The sequence below is a fragment of the Citrobacter koseri ATCC BAA-895 genome (assembly GCF_000018045.1).
GTDB lineage: Bacteria > Pseudomonadota > Gammaproteobacteria > Enterobacterales > Enterobacteriaceae > Citrobacter_B > Citrobacter_B koseri.
Window position 1 is genome coordinate 2,979,852 of the sequence record NC_009792.1, and the last position, 16,475, is coordinate 2,996,326.

General features: G+C 57.6%; 12 protein-coding genes. 6 read left to right on the forward strand and 6 right to left on the reverse strand.

Annotation, left to right across the window (positions count from 1 at the left end):
* Window positions 1-26: 26 nt before the first annotated feature.
* From fhuB to hrpB, 6 genes are all read right to left on the reverse strand, one after another.
* Window positions 27-2,009 (reverse strand): Fe(3+)-hydroxamate ABC transporter permease FhuB, encoded by a 1,983-nt coding sequence (gene fhuB, locus CKO_RS13735; RefSeq protein WP_012134005.1) that lies wholly within the window; start codon window positions 2,007-2,009, stop codon window positions 27-29.
* The gene (gene fhuD / locus CKO_RS13740; RefSeq protein ID WP_024130692.1) at window positions 2,006-2,896 is read right to left on the reverse strand and encodes a Fe(3+)-hydroxamate ABC transporter substrate-binding protein FhuD; all 891 of its coding nucleotides are present in this window, start codon (window positions 2,894-2,896) and stop codon (window positions 2,006-2,008) included. The genes fhuB and fhuD overlap by 4 nt, the downstream gene beginning before the upstream one ends.
* Window positions 2,896-3,693, reverse strand: a complete 798-nt coding sequence (fhuC, locus tag CKO_RS13745; RefSeq protein ID WP_012134007.1) for a Fe3+-hydroxamate ABC transporter ATP-binding protein FhuC — start codon at window positions 3,691-3,693, stop codon at window positions 2,896-2,898. Before fhuC ends, fhuD begins: the two co-directional genes overlap by 1 nt.
* 48 nt (window positions 3,694-3,741) lie before the next feature.
* A complete protein-coding gene (fhuA, locus tag CKO_RS13750; RefSeq protein ID WP_012134008.1) occupies window positions 3,742-5,991 on the reverse strand; it encodes a ferrichrome porin FhuA in 2,250 nt (749 codons plus the stop codon).
* A 288-nt stretch (window positions 5,992-6,279) separates the two neighbouring features.
* Entirely contained in the window at window positions 6,280-8,820 is a 2,541-nt protein-coding gene (mrcB, locus tag CKO_RS13755) for a bifunctional glycosyl transferase/transpeptidase (RefSeq protein ID WP_012134009.1), read from the reverse strand.
* A gap of 170 nt (window positions 8,821-8,990) precedes the next feature.
* A complete protein-coding gene (gene hrpB, locus CKO_RS13760; protein ID WP_024130693.1) occupies window positions 8,991-11,420 on the reverse strand; it encodes an ATP-dependent helicase HrpB in 2,430 nt (809 codons plus the stop codon).
* Window positions 11,421-11,493: 73 nt separating this feature from the next.
* Between hrpB and thpR the strand changes: the two genes are divergently transcribed.
* The 6 genes from thpR to folK all read left to right on the forward strand — a co-directional run bounded on the left by thpR (window position 11,494) and on the right by folK (window position 16,380).
* Window positions 11,494-12,024, forward strand: coding sequence for an RNA 2',3'-cyclic phosphodiesterase (thpR, locus tag CKO_RS13765; RefSeq protein WP_012134012.1), 531 nt, complete (start codon window positions 11,494-11,496; stop codon window positions 12,022-12,024).
* 33 nt (window positions 12,025-12,057) lie between these two features.
* On the forward strand, window positions 12,058-12,762 hold the full coding sequence (sfsA, locus tag CKO_RS13770) for a DNA/RNA nuclease SfsA (RefSeq protein WP_012134013.1): 705 nt from the start codon (window positions 12,058-12,060) through the stop codon (window positions 12,760-12,762).
* A 177-nt stretch (window positions 12,763-12,939) separates the two neighbouring features.
* Complete coding sequence (gene dksA / locus CKO_RS13775; protein ID WP_001155232.1) at window positions 12,940-13,395, forward strand: RNA polymerase-binding protein DksA; 456 nt, start codon at window positions 12,940-12,942, stop codon at window positions 13,393-13,395.
* A 145-nt stretch (window positions 13,396-13,540) separates the two neighbouring features.
* On the forward strand, window positions 13,541-14,437 hold the full coding sequence (gene gluQRS / locus CKO_RS13780) for a tRNA glutamyl-Q(34) synthetase GluQRS (protein WP_012134014.1): 897 nt from the start codon (window positions 13,541-13,543) through the stop codon (window positions 14,435-14,437).
* Window positions 14,438-14,506: 69 nt separating this feature from the next.
* Window positions 14,507-15,904: a polynucleotide adenylyltransferase PcnB gene (gene pcnB / locus CKO_RS13785; RefSeq protein ID WP_204267647.1), complete on the forward strand. Its 1,398-nt coding sequence runs from the start codon at window positions 14,507-14,509 to the stop codon at window positions 15,902-15,904.
* Window positions 15,901-16,380, forward strand: coding sequence for a 2-amino-4-hydroxy-6-hydroxymethyldihydropteridine diphosphokinase (gene folK, locus CKO_RS13790; RefSeq protein WP_012134016.1), 480 nt, complete (start codon window positions 15,901-15,903; stop codon window positions 16,378-16,380). The genes pcnB and folK overlap by 4 nt, the downstream gene beginning before the upstream one ends.
* Window positions 16,381-16,475: the final 95 nt, after the last annotated feature.

Sequence of the window (16,475 nt, forward strand, 5' to 3'; positions counted from 1 at the left end):
GGCGCCGTAGGCCGGGTAAGGCACCATTACCGGCTCTGCTTGCGTAACAAATAAATAAAATACGGCGCGCCGATAAACGTCGAGAGCAATCCCGCCGGGATCTGATACGGGAACAACACCATTCTGCCGCACCAGTCGGCAAAAACCAGCAGTATTCCCCCCGCCAGCGCCGACATAATCATATGCGGCATCGTGCGGCGAAAACCGAGCATCCGCGCGATATGCGGCGCCATCAGCCCAACGAAGCTCAGCGGCCCAATGGTCATCGTCGCGGTCGCCGTCAGACAGGCCGCCAGCAACAACAGCCCAACACGCGATGGCGTCAACGCGATACCCACCGCCCGCGCCGTCTCGCCGCCCAGCGGTAAAATGGTTAACCAGCGACGACACAGCGGCGTAATCGCCAGCAGAATCACCATCACAATGCCGGTGCGTACCACCTGTTCTTCCGACGCGTTGTAGGTCGAACCGGAGATCCAGGTCAGCACTCCCGCCATGCGCGGATCGCCGCTCGCCTGTAACATCATCAACAGCATCGTAAACGCCGTACTGAGCGCCATCCCCGCCAGCAGCATACGGTGCGGAGAAAAGCCCCCGCGTCCTGCCGCGACCATGATGATCAGCAACGTCGCCGCCGCGCCGATGCTCCCGGCAGGCAGCAGCCAGCCAAAAGCGTTACCCGGCACCAGGAACAGCATCAGCACCACGCCGAACGCCGCGCCGGAGCTGATACCCAGCACTTCCGGGCTGGCCATCGGGTTTCCGGTCAGGCGTTGAATAATGCACCCCGCTACCGCCAGCATCACGCCCGCAATCAATGCCGCCAGAATACGCGGCCAGCGCCAGGGCATCAGTTCATCCAGCAGCGCGCCGCTCGCCCAGTTCCAGCCGTGCGCGTCACGGCCAAAAGAGAGCGCCACGAACACCGCTAACAGCAGCACGACACCGCCTGCCAGCGCAAAACTCAGCACATGCTGGCGTTCCGCCGCTACGCGGTCATTGGCGTTCATTGCCGGCGCGCTCATGCTGCGCAGACGCGGCAGCAGCCACAGCAACAGCGGCGCGCCAATCAGCGCCGTCACGGAACCCGTGGAGACCTCCATCCAGACGCGGGTCAGCCACAAAATGGTCTGATCGGAAAGCCAGAGGATCAGCGCGCCAATCAGCGGCGCCAGCATCAGGCGCGCCAGTAAGCGACGCGCCCCAAGCATTTTCGCCAGCAGCGGGGCGAACAGGCCGATAAAGCCGATAATCCCAACAGCGTTAACCAGCATCGCGCTAAGCACGATCGCCAGCGATAAAGCCGCCAGACGCGCCAGCGACAAGGCCAGCCCCAGATTGCGCGCCACGCCGTCATCCAGCCCCATCAGGGTCATCGGACGCAGCAATAGCAAGGTGAGCATCACGCCGCCCAGCAGCTGCGGCCACAGCCTCTGCACCCCGCTCCAGTCGGTTTGCGTCAGCGTTCCGGTGCTCCACAGGAACATGCTTTGCAACTGGTCGTGGTGGAAAATCACCATCAGCTGGTTAATCGCCCCGCAATACAGGCTCACCACCAGACCGGCGAGAATCAGCGTAACCGGTGACAGGCGTTTTCCCCAGGCGACGCCAAACACCAGCGCCCCCACCACGCACGCGCCTGCCAGCGCCGCAAATTGCGTGGCCATCGCGCCGGGAATCGCCCATAGCGTCGTTACAGTAATCCCGAGCTGCGCCCCTGTCGCCACGCCGAGCGTCGTTGGCTCCGCCAGCGGGTTACGCAGCACCTGCTGGAACAATACGCCCACCAGCCCAAGTCCGGCCCCGACCAGCAAGGCGATCGCCAGACGCGGCAATAGGCTATAGTGGAAAATCATTTGCTCAATGCTGTCGATATCCGGCGACCAGAACGCTTGCTGCCACTGGCTGCGCGGCAATGCGATGGAGAAGTTAAACCAGGTCAGCCAGGCAGCGGCGATAAATAACACCGCCAGCAGCAACGCCGGAAATAGCGCAATACGTCGGCTCACGCTTTACCTCCCAGCGCATTATCCAGAATGCGCACGAAACGCATGCTCGACAGCGTCGCGCCATAAAACCAGACGGCAGGCACGCGCTGAAAACGTCCGGCGCGCACAAACGGCATCGCCTGCCACAGCGGCGTCGCCATCAGCGCAGCCATATCCGGGTTATTGCCGTGATCAAAACAGAGGACGTCAGCGTCTTTATAGGCCGCCAGCCGGTCGATACCAACCGCAGTGCTGCCCCAGAAATTGGTTTCCCCCTGCCAGGCATTGCGAATGCCGAACGCGTCCAGCGTCTCCTGGAATAAGCAGTTCGGGCCGAAAACCAGCATATGGCGCGGATCGAGCAACGTCATCAGCAGCAGAGGCCGGTCGCCACGCCGGGCAAAGCGCGGTTTCTGGCTGTCGATAAAGCTATCGTATTCCGCCAGATGGCGGCTGGCCGCAGACTCAAGATTAAGCAGTTGCGCCATTTCAATTAACGACTGACGCGCTACCGCTAACGGTTTTTTGCCGTCGCTGAAGCTAAAACCGCGCCCCGGCGCGATACGCGCCAGCTTTTCAGGCGAAGGGCCATAGCCTGCCGACCAGACCATAAATGAGGGCTTCATTTCGGTCAGCAGTTCCAGATTAGGTTCGGTACGCAGCCCAACGTCAATGACCGACTCCGGCAATGCCGGCTCGTTAACCCACAGGCGATAATTGGGAATATCCGCCACGCCGTAAGGCATGATGCCGAGCGCTAACAGCAGCTCTACCGGCAACCACTCCAGGGCGACAATACGATGAGGATCGACGGTTGCGGCCCGGGCTTGCCCCATTTGCCAGAGCAGAGGAGAAAGCGCCATCGCCGTTAACAATCGACGTCGGGTAATAGAATGTAAACCGCTCATTAATAGACAAAACTCACGGGTGCGGCGCCAGCCGGATGCGGCAAAATTCCCATCGGGATGCCATAAATCAGCTCCAGCGTTTCACCACGCATCAACTCTGCTGGCGTTCCCTGGGCAATCATTTCGCCACCGCGCAGCGCCACCAGATAATCACAGTAGCGGGCCGCCATGTTGATGTCGTGCAAAACGGCAATCACCGTCAGCCCACGCTGCTGGCTTAAGCGGTGCACCAGCGCCAGCACATCAACCTGATGCGCGATATCCAGCGCGGAGGTGGGTTCGTCGAGTAGCAAACAGCGGCTATCCTGGGCCACCAGCATGGCGATCCACGCCCGCTGACGTTCCCCGCCGGAGAGGCTGTCCACCAGACGGTGCGCCAGTGGTTTTAGTCCCACCAGCGTAATCGCCTCTTCCACTTTTTCTCTGTCGGTTACGCCAAAACGACCCAACGCGCCGTGCCACGGATAACGCCCAATCGCCACCAGCTCGCGCACCGTCATCCCTTCCGCCTGCGGAAGCTGCTGCGGCAGATAGGCGACCTTGCGGGCAAACGCTTTACTGTTCCAGCTGTTCAACGGCTGATCGTCGAGCAACACGTCGCCTTCCGACGGCGGTTGATGCCGCCCCAGCATTTTCAGTAAGGTTGATTTACCTGAACCGTTGTGACCAATAAGCCCGGTAACTTTACCCACCGGAAAGGTCAGCGAAAGAGGATGTAGAAGCGTGCGGCCAGGCACACGAAAGGAGACATTACGTAGGGCGAAAGTCGTGTCGGGACGGGTTATGTTTTCCTGCATAGCGGCCAACTTGTAAAGCGGGCACGGCGAACCGTGCCCAAAGAGAAATTAGAAACGGAAGGTTGCGGTTGCAACGACCTGACGCTCCGCGCCCCAGAAGCAGCCATAGGTGTTAAAGCAGCTTGCGACGTACTCACGGTCAAACAAGTTGTTCACATGCAGCGCCACGTTAGACCCAGCCATACCAACGCGCGCCAGATCGTAACGTACTAACGCATCCACCAGCGTATAGCTCCCCACTTTGAAGGAGTTTGCCGGATCGCCATAGCTGGAGCCAGTATAACGAACACCCGTACCCAACGTCAGCCCGGAAAGCGCGCCGTCATAGAGGGTGTAATCACCCCACAATGATGCCATATGTTTAGGCACCTGAGCAGGCGTGTTGCCTTTGTAGCTGGTGTCGGTAGTGTATTCCGCATCGGTATAGGTATAAGAACCAACCACGTTGACGCTTGCAGACAGCGCGGCTTTCGCTTCAATTTCCACACCACGTGAACGAATTTCACCGCCTTCGACTGACCAGGACGATCCATTCGGGTCGGGCATCAGATTGTTGGTTTTGGTGAGCTGATACACTGCACCGGTAATCACGATCGGACGATCGCTCGGCACGTATTTCACGCCAGCTTCGTACTGCTTACCTTTGGATGGAGCAAAGATATTACCGCTTTCCCCCGTCTGCGAAGCCGGTTCAAACGACTCGCTATAGCTGAAATACGGGGTTACGCCATTGTCGAACAGGTAGTTAACACCGCCACGCCAGGTGAACTGTTTGTCATCGCGCTTATCGGTAGTACCGTAAACACGGTTGAAGGACTCCTGGTCAGCCCAGTCATAACGACCACCCAGGGTAACCAGCACCTTATCCCATTGCATCTGATCCTGCACGTACAAGCCAGTCTGCTTCTGCTTGTTCAGCACTTTGTAAGGGCCTGAAGGGCCAGGGTGTGAGCCAAAATCGAAGTCACTGCGATCAAGGTTATAGATGTCGGACGGCGTTACAGAACCAGCATAGCCAAACCAGGAGTCAATATCGTTACGCATACGCATAAAGTCAACGCCGGTCAGCAGCGTGTGATCCACATCGGCCGTTGCAAACTTGCTTTGCAGTTGGGTATCGACAGCGAAGTTCTGCAATTTCTCATTATCGATAACGTACTGACGAGTCAGCGTATGACCCCAATCTGACTGAGGAACGCTGGCGCAAGGACTATTAGCCGGATCCTTTGTATAGAGCGGATCGGAGCACATACCGTAGCCATACACGCTGTTCTGCGAGACTTTATTTTGCGCGTAACGCAGGTTCTGACGCACGGTAAAGGTGTCGTTAAATTCGTGGTCGAAGCTGTAGCCCACCATCTTCTCGTTACGAGAATAGGTATTGTTGTTCGCACCTTCGTTGAAATCGGTAGAGAGACGCTTACCGTTCGGTAACTTAGTCACTGTCCCTTCTTTCGGCAGCCAGCCGTAATAACCTGTTTCCGGTTCATTCTGGAAATAAGACAAGAAGGTAAAGTTGGTTTTATCATTCGGACGCCAGCTGAAAGATGGCGCAATGGCATAACGCTGTTCTTCTGCACCTTGCTGCTGGGCATTCGCAGAACGCGCAAGGCCGGTTAAGCGATAAGAGTAAACACCATCGTCATCCAGAGCATCACTAAAGTCAAAACCGGTCTGGAACAGGCTGTCGGTGCCCATCTTGAACTGAACTTCTTTCAGCGGTTCCGTGGTTGGACGCTTGCTGACCATATTCAACAAACCACCAGGGTTGCTTTTTCCGTAGAGAACGGAAACCGGGCCGCGCATGACTTCAGCGCGCTCCAGCATATAAGGGTCAATCACCGCATCATTGTAAAAGTTACCCTGCATCTTCAGGCCATTCAGATAGTTGTTCTGACTTTGGCCGTCAGCGGCGAAACCGCGGATGATCAGGTAATCATAAGTGTTAGACGCGCCACGGGTGCCCACGGCAACACCAGGAGTGTAGCTGAGCGCCTCTTTCACAGATTTAGGCTGATGCAGCGCCATCTCCTCGGCAGTTACCACAGAAATAGACTGTGGCACCTTTTGAATGGGGGTATCCGTTTTGGTCGCTGTGGCGGATTGTCTGGCCGCGATGGTCGCCGCCGGCCCCCAGGCACTTTCCTGCTGGGCAGGTGCAGCGGTTACGGTGATAGTTTCTTCTTTCGGTTCAACCGCCGCCTGTGCATAGACAGACATGCCGCTAACCGCTGTGGCTACTACGACTGCGATTTTACGCAGCGAAGAGTTTGGCTGAGCAGTTTTAAGACGCGCCATTGGTATATCTCTAATGAAAAGTGAATGATAACGTAAACGAGAATTATTCTTATGACCGCAGCATAATATTCGAAACGTTGGCGCGATAGCAAGCAATACGCGCCCCTATCAAAACTAAGGGGTTAAGAAATAACCAGATGAAAAGGAAGGGTTAATGATTTAGGCTGGAATGTTATTCTGCGGAAATTTGCCGGATGGCGACGCTGGCGCGTCTTATCCGGCCTACAAGATCCAATGCGTTTATTGGTTCTGTAGGCCTGATAAGCACAGCGCCATCAGGCGCAACGGTTAGTTACTACCAAACATATCCTTGATCCACCCCGCCACGCCGTCGCTGTCTTTCTTCTCCTGCTGCGCCGGTTGCTGCTGTTGAGGCTGCTGTTGCTGCGAAGAAGACTGATCGAACGGATTCCCGGTCGGCTGCTGCTGTTGCATCATTTCGCCCTGCTGGCACAGCGCGTCCGGGTCGGTCGTCCAGACCGGCAGCGCACGCATTCCACCGCTACAGACGAAATTACCGTCGTAATCGACGCCCATATCCACCACATCTTCCGGCGGCGTCAGCGTCAGCGGCGTTGGCGTTTGGTTCGCCAGATAACGCTGATAAATCGACATCGCGCCGCTGGCGCCGTACAGTTTCGTCGGCTGGTTATTATCGCGACCCACCCAGGTAATCGTCACCTGGCTGCCATCAATCCCTGCAAACCAGGTATCGACATTGTTGTTGGTAGTCCCGGTTTTACCCGCCAGATGCAGGCCCGGATATTTCGCGCCCAGCTGACGCCCGGTGCCGCGCTGCACAACCTGCTGCATCGTCCACAACGTCATATACGCCGCCTGCGCCGGAACCGCGCGCTCAGCCTGCGGGAAGCTCTGATACAGCACCGTACCGTCTTCCGCAATCACCGAACGCAATGCTGACAACGGCGCCCGGTTGCCGCCGCTGGCGATAGTCTGGAACGCTTGCGCCACTTCGATTGGCGTCAGGTTCAGCGCCCCCAGCAGCATGGCCGGAACCGGATGCAGCTGATCTTTCGGCACGCCCAGCTTCATCCAGGTATCGGTGACGGCAGGAAGCCCCAGCGCCATCCCCAGATTCACCGTCGGTACGTTCATGGAGCGCGTCAGCGCGTCCACCAGCATCACTTTGCCACTTTCGCTGTAACGACGGTCATCGTTCTGCGGAGACCAGACCTGCCCGTTCGGCTGACGAAGCGCGATCGGCGCGTCGGCAATCCAGGTGTTCAGGCGATACAGCTTCGGCTGGCTTAACGCCGTCAGATAGGTCGCCGGTTTTGCCAGAGAGCCGATAGAACGGCGCGCCTGCATCGCACGGTTGTACCCGGCGAACTGCGGCTCCGCCCCGCCGACCATCGCACGCACCTCGCCGCTGAAGCGGTCTACCACCACAATCGCGGTTTCCAGATCGCTCAGATTACGCTGTTTCTTCAGCGCCGGAATGCCCTCAACGGCCGCTTTTTCAGCCGCATCCTGCGCCACGGAATCGAAGGTGGTGAAGATCTTCACGCCAGAAAGGTCTTTCACTTTGTCGCCGAGCTTCGCCTGCAACTCCTGACGCACCATCTGCATAAAGGCTGGCTGTGGCGAGATCACCCCGCCGCGCGGCTGCACGCCCAGCGGACGCGCACTCAGCATGTCGTACAGCTCCTGGTCGATCACCTGCTGTTGTTGCAGCAGACGTAGCACCAGATTACGACGCTCCAGCGCCAGTTTCGGGTTACGCCACGGGTTGTAGATTGACGCCCCTTTCACCATCCCCACCAGCAGCGCCTGCTGATCGAGACTCAACTCTTCAACCGGGCGGCCAAAGTAGTACAGGCTCGCCAACGGGAAGCCGCGAATCTCGTTATCGCCGCTCTGGCCGAGATAGACTTCGTTCATGTACAGCTCAAGGATCCTGTCCTTGCTGTAGCGCGCATCCATCAGCAGCGCCATGTAAGCTTCGTTCGCTTTACGCCAGTAGGAGCGTTCGCTGGTGAGGAACAGGTTTTTCACCAGCTGTTGCGTCAGCGTACTCGCCCCCTGAACCGTGCGCCCGGCGGTAAGGTTCGCCAGCACCGCACGACCGATGGAATACAGGCTAACGCCATCGTGCTCATAGAAATGACGGTCTTCCGTCGCCAGCAGCGTATCCACCAGCAGATCCGGGAAACCGCTGCGCGGCACGAACAGGCGCTGTTCGCCATTCGGCGAAGAGAGCATGGTGATCAGGCGCGGATCGAGACGGAAGAAACCAAACTGGCGGTTGTTATCCATATTCACGATCGTATCCAGGTGGCCGCCGTCAAAGGTCAGACGCGCACGCACCTGCCCTTCTTTGCTGTCCGGGAAGTCAAACGGACGGCGGATCATCTCGATGCTGTTCGCCTGCACGGTAAACTCGCCGGGACGCGTCATTTTCGTCACCTGACGGTACTGGGTGGCCTCCAGCAATTTCACCATTTCATTCTTGCTGACGGGCATTTCCGGCTCAAGGTTAACCATCCGGCCATATACCGCCGCAGGAAGCTGCCAGACTTTGCCATCAATACGGCTACGGATTTTTTGATCCAGATAGACGCCGTAGATCGCAATCAGCACGACAAAAACAATCGACAGTTTTAGCAGTAGCCAGAGCCAGCCACGTTTGCCACGAGGCTTACGCCCTTTGCCCTTACCGTTACGCGGCATCGGTTCTTCATCCTCATAGTCATCATCATAATCGTCGTCGTACTCTTCATCTCTGAGTCGACGACGGCTTACCTTTTGTTTCACCGGACGCGGTGGTTTCCCTTTGCGTCCAATTGGCTCGCGGTCATTCCCGGCCATGCTTTTTCTCCGCAACATACAGGCGCAAAGGCCCGATTCTCTGTTCTTCCGTCAGTCGACAGAAGAAGAAATCTCTCAATTTTCTGCCATGTTTATGCCGGATGGCGGCTTCGCCTTATCCGGCCTACATTTGAGCGAGCAGGCCTGATAAGCACAGCGCCATCCGGCAGTCATGAATACTTCTTCGTGCGCCGCGTTGGCGCGGTATTCGCCGGATCGTCCGGCCAGACATGTTTGGGATAACGCCCTTTCATCTCTTTTTGTACCTCGCGGTACGCTCCCTGCCAGAACGCGCTTAAATCGCGCGTAATCTGTAGCGGGCGTTGAGCTGGTGAGAGCAACTCCAGCACCAGCGGCACGCGCCCCTGCGCGATAGCAGGCGTATTCGCTTCGCCAAACATCTCCTGCATTCTGACCGCCAGCGCTGGCGGGTTATCTTCGTGATAACGAATGGCTATCCGGCTTCCCGTCGGCACAGTGTAATGCGCGGGCAGCTCACTATCCAGACGTTGCAGCATAGACCAGTCCAGCAGGCCACGTAACGCCTGGGTAATATTCAGGGCTTTCAGGGCGCGCAGCGTATGAACGCCCGTCATGTGCGGCAGCAGCCAGCTTTCCAGCGTCGCCAGAAGAGAAGCGTCATCAACGGCGGGCCAGTCGTACTCCGGCAACCATTGCGCCGCGCACAGCAGACGCAGGCGGAACTGTTCAGCCTCCGGCGTCCAGTTGAGCACACTTAGCCCTTTATCGCGAATGCCATTGAGCATCGCCTGGTGCAGTTCCTCTTCCGAAGGCTTAGCCAGCGGCTGAACTTTTACCGTCAGTTGCCCGATGCGCATTCGGCGCAGCGCCTTTAACGTTCCCTGCGCGTCGTCCCACTCTACCGTGTCGGACTGCTGCAACAGCGCCGGACATGCCTGAATAAGCGCCTCAATATCCAGCGGTAAAGCCAGCAGAATACGGGCATCCGGCGACGCGCTCCCCTGCAACAGCAACGGTGCGATAAGCCACTCATGGCGACCCAGCGCGTCATCGGCGTCGAGCACCGCGCCCATGCCATTCGCCAGTTGATAGCGCCCTTCCTGACCGCGTCGACGCGCGATACGATCGGCAAACGCCTGCGCAAGCAGCGGCGCCAGCATCGTGCCGTCCACTTCGCCGCCTCGCCCGTTGAGCCGTTTCAGGAGCTGCTGGCTACGCTGCTGCCAGCCCGGTTGCTGGCGCGAAAGCGCCACGCTGAGGTCGGTATTGCCCGCGCGCGGCGGTTCCTCCAGAATCGCCGCCAGTTTCGCCGCTGTCGCCTTTTCGCTGTCATTACCGGCGCTGACCAGCATCGCCGCCAGACGAGGGTCGTTGCCAAGCCGCGCCATTTTCTGCCCCGTCGCGCTCAGCCGCTCGCCATCCAGCGCATTCAGCATCTGCAACAGCCGCCGGGCTGCCTGCACGTTGGCAGACGGGGGAAGGTCCAGCCAGTTTAGCTGCGCGGGATCGCTGCATCCCCATTGCAGCAGCTCCAGCAATAAACCGGACAGATCGCTTTGTAAAATCTCCGGCTCGCTTTGCGCCGCCGCCCTTTCCGCCTGCTCTTTCGCCAGCAGGTGAACACACACGCCCGGTTCCAGACGCCCGGCGCGTCCGGCTCGCTGCGTCATGGAGGCCTGACTGACGCGCTGGGTAATCAGCCGCGTCAGGCCGGTTCGCACGTCATAGCGCGCCACGCGCTCCTGCGCGCTGTCCACCACCAGACGGATACCCTCGATGGTTAAACTGGTTTCGGCAATATTGGTCGCCAGCACGACTTTGCGCATCCCGCGCGGCGCAGGCAGTATCGCTTTACGCTGCGCCTCCAGAGACAACGCGCCATACAGCGGGCATAACAGCACATCATCCGCCACGCGCGCGGCCAGGTGTTCCTGTACGCGCAGGATTTCCCCAACGCCCGGTAAAAACAGCAGCAGAGAGCCGGTTTCGTGACGCAGCAAATCTGCCGTGGCGATGGCCACCGCCTCATCAAAACGCAGTTGGGCCGGAAGTGACTGGTAGCGACGCTCAACGGGCCAGGCACGCCCCTCAGACACCACCTGTGGCGCATCAGGAAGGCGCTGTTGCAGCTTCCCGTTGTCCAGCGTCGCAGACATGATCAGCAGTTTCAGATCGTCACGCAGCCCTTGCTGCACGTCCAGCAGCAGGGCCAGCGCCAGATCCGCCTGCAAACTACGCTCATGAAATTCATCGAGGATCACCAGCCCGATGCCGTTCAGCTCGGGATCGCGCTGGATCATTCTTGTCAGCACCCCTTCCGTCACTACTTCAAGCCGCGTCTGCGGGCCAACACAGCTTTGCGCGCGCATCCGATAACCAACCGTCTCGCCGGGCTTCTCGTTCAGGAGTTCCGCCAGCCGCTGCGCCACATTACGTGCCGCCAGGCGGCGCGGCTCCAGCAGAATAATTCGCCCCTGAATGCCTTTATGCGTCAGAAACTGCAACGGCAGCCAGGTCGATTTCCCCGCGCCGGTTGGGGCGGTGAGCAAAACCTGGGGCGCGCCTTCAAGCGCGGCAAGTAATTCGGGCAGTATGGCGGCAACGGGCAACGACGTCACAAATGGCTCCAGAGGGTTAACATTCTTCGCGCTGCATTGTAGCATCGCGTTAATTCATAACCGAGTACCCATCATGTCTGAGCCGAAAAGGCTGTTCTTTGCCATTGAATTGCCCGACGAGGTTCGTGAGCAGATCATCGCCTGGCGCGCCGGTCATTTTTCCCCGGACGACGGCAGGCCGGTCGCCGCAGCGAATTTGCACCTGACGCTGGCGTTTTTAGGCGAGGTGAGCGCGAGCAAGCAACAGGCGTTATCACAGCTTGCCGGACGCATCCGTCAGCCGAGCTTTACGCTCAGGCTGGATGACGCGGGCCAGTGGCTACGTTCGCGGGTCGTCTGGCTGGGGATGCGACAGCCGCCGCGCGGGCTGCTGCAACTGGCGAACATGTTACGTGCCCAGGCGGCGCGTAGCGGTTGTTATCAAAGCCCGCAGCCTTTTCATCCGCATATTACGCTGCTGCGCGACGCCAGCCATGCGGTCGCCATTCCAGCGCCGGGTTTTTGCTGGTCGTTTCCGGTCAATGAATTTGCGCTTTATGCCTCGTCGTTCGAACGCGGCCGCACACGTTACACACAACTACAGCGCTGGACGCTTGCCGAATAAAATAGTCTGCAAAGCAGGCTTTAAGGAAATCACATGCAGTTCTCTCCGCCATTGCAGCGCGCCACCTTAATTCAGCGCTACAAACGTTTTTTAGCCGATGTCATTACGCCGGACGGCACGGAATTAACGTTACACTGCCCAAATACCGGTGCGATGACCGGATGCGCCACGCCGGGCGATACCGTCTGGTATTCGACATCAGAAAATACTAAACGCAAATATCCGCACACCTGGGAATTAACGCAAACCCGGACAGGCGCACTTATCTGCGTTAACACCCTGTGGGCAAACAGATTAACGAAGGAAGCGATTCAGAATGAGCAGCTTTCAGAACTTTCAGGCTACAGCCTGTTAAAAAGCGAAGTAAAATACGGCGCGGAACGCAGCCGTATTGATTTCATGTTACAGGCAGATTCCCGACCCGACTGCTATATTGAAGTGAAATCGGTCACATTAGCGGAACAAGAGTATGGTTATTTTCCCGATGCCGTCACCTTACGGGGACAAAAACACCTTCGGGAACTGATGAGCGTAGCGGCTGAAGGCCATCGCGCCGTGGTGTTATTCGCGGTGCTGCATTCAGCCATTACACGGTTTTCACCCGCGCGGCATATCGATGCAAAATATGCGCAACTATTGATTGAAGCACAGCTAAAGGGGGTAGAAATTCTGGTTTATAAAGCCGAACTTTCTGCCGAAGGTATGACTCTAAAAGAACCGTTACCCATGACTTTATAATGGCGTAAACAATCGGTTAATTAGTATTCTGGTCGCGTACGCAAATACGCTTTTCCTCACAGGGTTGTCAAGTGTTACGTTTAGATAATTGCTATCCTGAAAAGCATCTGCTATTTATAGCGACCTGATTTTTCCCCCGACAATGGGGATCGATAGTGCGTGTTAAGGAGAAGCAACATGCAAGAAGGGCAAAACCGTAAAACATCGTCCCTGAGTATTCTCGCCATCGCTGGGGTGGAGCCGTACCAGGAGAAACCGGGCGAAGAGTATATGAACGAAGCCCAGCTGTCGCACTTCAAGCGTATTCTTGAAGCATGGCGTAATCAACTCAGGGATGAAGTCGATCGCACTGTGACTCATATGCAGGACGAAGCGGCTAACTTCCCTGATCCGGTTGACCGTGCCGCGCAGGAAGAAGAATTTAGCCTTGAGCTGCGTAACCGCGACCGTGAGCGCAAACTGATCAAAAAGATCGAGAAAACGCTGAAGAAAGTGGAAGACGAAGATTTTGGCTACTGCGAATCCTGCGGTGTCGAAATTGGTATTCGCCGTCTGGAAGCGCGTCCAACAGCCGATCTGTGCATCGACTGCAAAACGCTGGCTGAGATCCGCGAAAAACAAATGGCGGGCTAATCCCGTCAGACCGTAGAACGCCGGATGGCGCTACGCTTATCCTGCCTGGCAACAATTCATAGGCCGGATGAAGGGTTTGCGCCGCCATCCGGCAAAATCCGGGCGGGGTTATCTCCCGCCTTATTCTTTTATATTGTCCACCGGTATGACCAACGCACACTATATTGGCCGCTTCGCCCCGTCCCCCTCTGGCGAGCTGCACTTTGGTTCACTGATCGCCGCCCTCGGTAGTTACCTGCGAGCCCGCTCTCAGCATGGGATCTGGCGAGTACGCATTGAAGATATCGATCCCCCTCGTGAAGTTCCCGGTGCCGCAGAGACAATTCTGCGTCAGCTGGAACATTACGGCCTGCACTGGGATGGCGATATATTGTGGCAGTCCCAACGCCATGACGCCTACCGCGACGCGCTCGCCTGGCTGCGCCAGCAGAATTTAAGCTACTACTGCACCTGCCCGCGCGCGCGTATTCAACGCATCGGCGGCGTTTACGACGGCCATTGCCGAACCTTGCAGCATGGGCCGGAAAATGCCGCCGTGCGGATTAAACAGTTCAGCCCGGTGATGCAATTTCATGACGTGCTGCGCGGTGATATCCAGGCCGACCCGCTGCTGGCGCGCGAGGATTTTATTATTCATCGCCGCGATGGTCTGTTCGCCTATAACCTGGCGGTGGTCGTGGACGATCATTTTCAGGGCGTCACGGAAATCGTGCGCGGCGCGGATTTAATCGAACCCACGGTACGGCAAATTTCGTTGTACCAGCAGTTCGGCTGGCGCGCGCCGGACTATATTCATCTGCCGTTGGCGCTCAACGAACAAGGCGCTAAACTTTCCAAACAGAATCATGCCCCAGCCTTGCCGGAGGGCGATCCACGCCCCGTACTCATTGCCGCGCTGCGCTTTCTGGGCCAGAACGCCACGGCGCAATGGCAGGATATGCATACCGACGAATTATTGCAGTATGCGGTGGATAACTGGACGCTTACGACGGTGCCGGAATCGGCAAGTGTAAATCCAGCATTCTCAAATGCGTCTTGCTGAGCTATGATTAGCCGCTATTTTTACGCAGTAACTTGTCCTGATTGATGTTTGACACTACCGAGGTGCACTATTTTTACCCGAGTCGCTAATTTTTGCCGCAAGGTGCTAAACCGCGAGGAGAGCGAGGCTGAGCTTGCCGTCGCCCGTCCACATATGACGGTAATCCCGCGTGAGCAGCACGCTATTTCCCGCAAAGATATCAGTGAAAATGCTCTGAAAGTAATGTACAGGCTCAATAAAGCGGGATATGAGGCCTGGCTGGTTGGCGGCGGCGTGCGCGATCTTCTGCTCGGCAAAAAACCGAAAGATTTCGATGTCACCACCAACGCAACGCCGGATCAGGTGCGGAAGTTGTTCCGTAACTGTCGTCTGGTGGGTCGCCGTTTCCGTCTGGCGCACGTCATGTTCGGCCCGGAGATTATCGAAGTGGCGACATTCCGTGGTCACCATGAAGGCAACGACAGCGACCGCGCCACCTCCCAGCGCGGGCAAAACGGCATGCTGTTGCGCGATAACATCTTCGGCTCCATTGAAGAAGACGCCCAGCGTCGCGACTTCACCATTAACAGCCTCTATTACAGCGTGGCGGATTTCACCGTGCGCGACTATGTCGGCGGTATGCAGGATCTGAAAGATGGCGTGATTCGCCTGATCGGCAACCCTGAAACGCGTTACCGCGAAGATCCGGTGCGAATGCTGCGTGCAGTCCGTTTCGCCGCAAAACTCGATATGCGCATCAGCCCGGAAACCGCAGAGCCGATTCCGCGCCTGGCGACCTTACTCAACGATATTCCGCCCGCGCGTCTGTTTGAAGAGTCCCTGAAACTTCTGCAAGCGGGATATGGTTTCGAAACCTACAAAAAGCTGCGGGAATACAGCCTGTTCCAGCCCCTGTTCCCCACCATTACGCGTTATTTCACCGAAAACGGCGACAGCGCGATGGAGCGCATCATTGCGCAGGTGCTGAAAAATACCGATAACCGCATCCATAACGACATGCGCGTTAACCCGGCGTTCTTGTTTGCCGCCATGTTCTGGTATCCGTTGCTGGAAATGGCGCAGAAAATCGCTCAGGAGAGCGGCCTGGCCTATTACGACGCCTTTGCGCTGGCCATGAACGAGGTGCTGGACGAAGCGTGCCGTTCGCTGGCGATCCCGAAACGCCTCACCACGTTAACCCGTGATATCTGGCAACTCCAGTTGCGGATGTCCCGCCGCCAGGGCAAACGCGCCTGGAAGCTGCTGGAGCATCCGAAATTCCGCGCCGCATACGATCTGCTGGCGTTGCGCGCCGAGGTAGAAAACAACGCTGAACTGCAACGTCTGGCGCAGTGGTGGGGCGAGTTCCAGGTTTCAGCGCCGCCCGATCAGAAAGGCATGCTGAATGAACTGGATGAAGACCCCGCGCCGCGCCGCCGCCATCGTCGTCCGCGCAAACGCGCGCCACGCCGCGAGGGAACCGCGTGACGGTTGCCTATATCGCGCTCGGCAGCAACTTAGCCTCTCCGCTGGAGCAGGTTAATGCTGCCGTGAAGGCTATCGGCGACATCCCGGACAGCCGTATTGTTGCCGTTTCCTCGTTTTACCGCACTCCCCCGCTAGGCCCGCAGGATCAGCCGGACTACCTGAACGCCGCCGTTGCGCTGGAAACCCAACTGGCGCCGGAAGAACTGCTCAACCACACGCAGCGTATTGAGTTACAACAGGGCCGCGTTCGCAAAGCCGAACGCTGGGGGCCGCGCACGCTCGATCTCGACATCATGCTGTTTGGTGATGACGTAATAAACACGCCCCGCCTGACGATACCGCACTACGACATGAAAAATCGCGGTTTTATGCTGTGGCCGCTCTTTGAAATCGCCCCCGACCTGGTGTTCCCGGACGGCGTTACGCTGCATCATTACCTCACACGCCTCGCAGCAGAAAAACCTGCCTACTGGTAAATTGCCCGCCCCTCTTTAGCGTTTACTGCTTTCGGGTTAATCGATTGCTTAAATCCATTGCCCCCATCAATGCTGCTGTTAAAATGCCGGTTAAT

Coding starts and splice junctions, on each gene's coding strand:
- fhuD (WP_024130692.1), bottom strand. CDS start 2,896: ATGAGCGGTTTACATTCTATTACCCGACGTCGATTGTTAACGGCGATG.
- fhuC (WP_012134007.1), bottom strand. CDS start 3,693: ATGCAGGAAAACATAACCCGTCCCGACACGACTTTCGCCCTACGTAAT.
- fhuA (WP_012134008.1), bottom strand. CDS start 5,991: ATGGCGCGTCTTAAAACTGCTCAGCCAAACTCTTCGCTGCGTAAAATC.
- mrcB (WP_012134009.1), bottom strand. CDS start 8,820: ATGGCCGGGAATGACCGCGAGCCAATTGGACGCAAAGGGAAACCACCG.
- thpR (WP_012134012.1), top strand. CDS start 11,494: ATGTCTGAGCCGAAAAGGCTGTTCTTTGCCATTGAATTGCCCGACGAG.
- sfsA (WP_012134013.1), top strand. CDS start 12,058: ATGCAGTTCTCTCCGCCATTGCAGCGCGCCACCTTAATTCAGCGCTAC.
- dksA (WP_001155232.1), top strand. CDS start 12,940: ATGCAAGAAGGGCAAAACCGTAAAACATCGTCCCTGAGTATTCTCGCC.
- gluQRS (WP_012134014.1), top strand. CDS start 13,541: ATGACCAACGCACACTATATTGGCCGCTTCGCCCCGTCCCCCTCTGGC.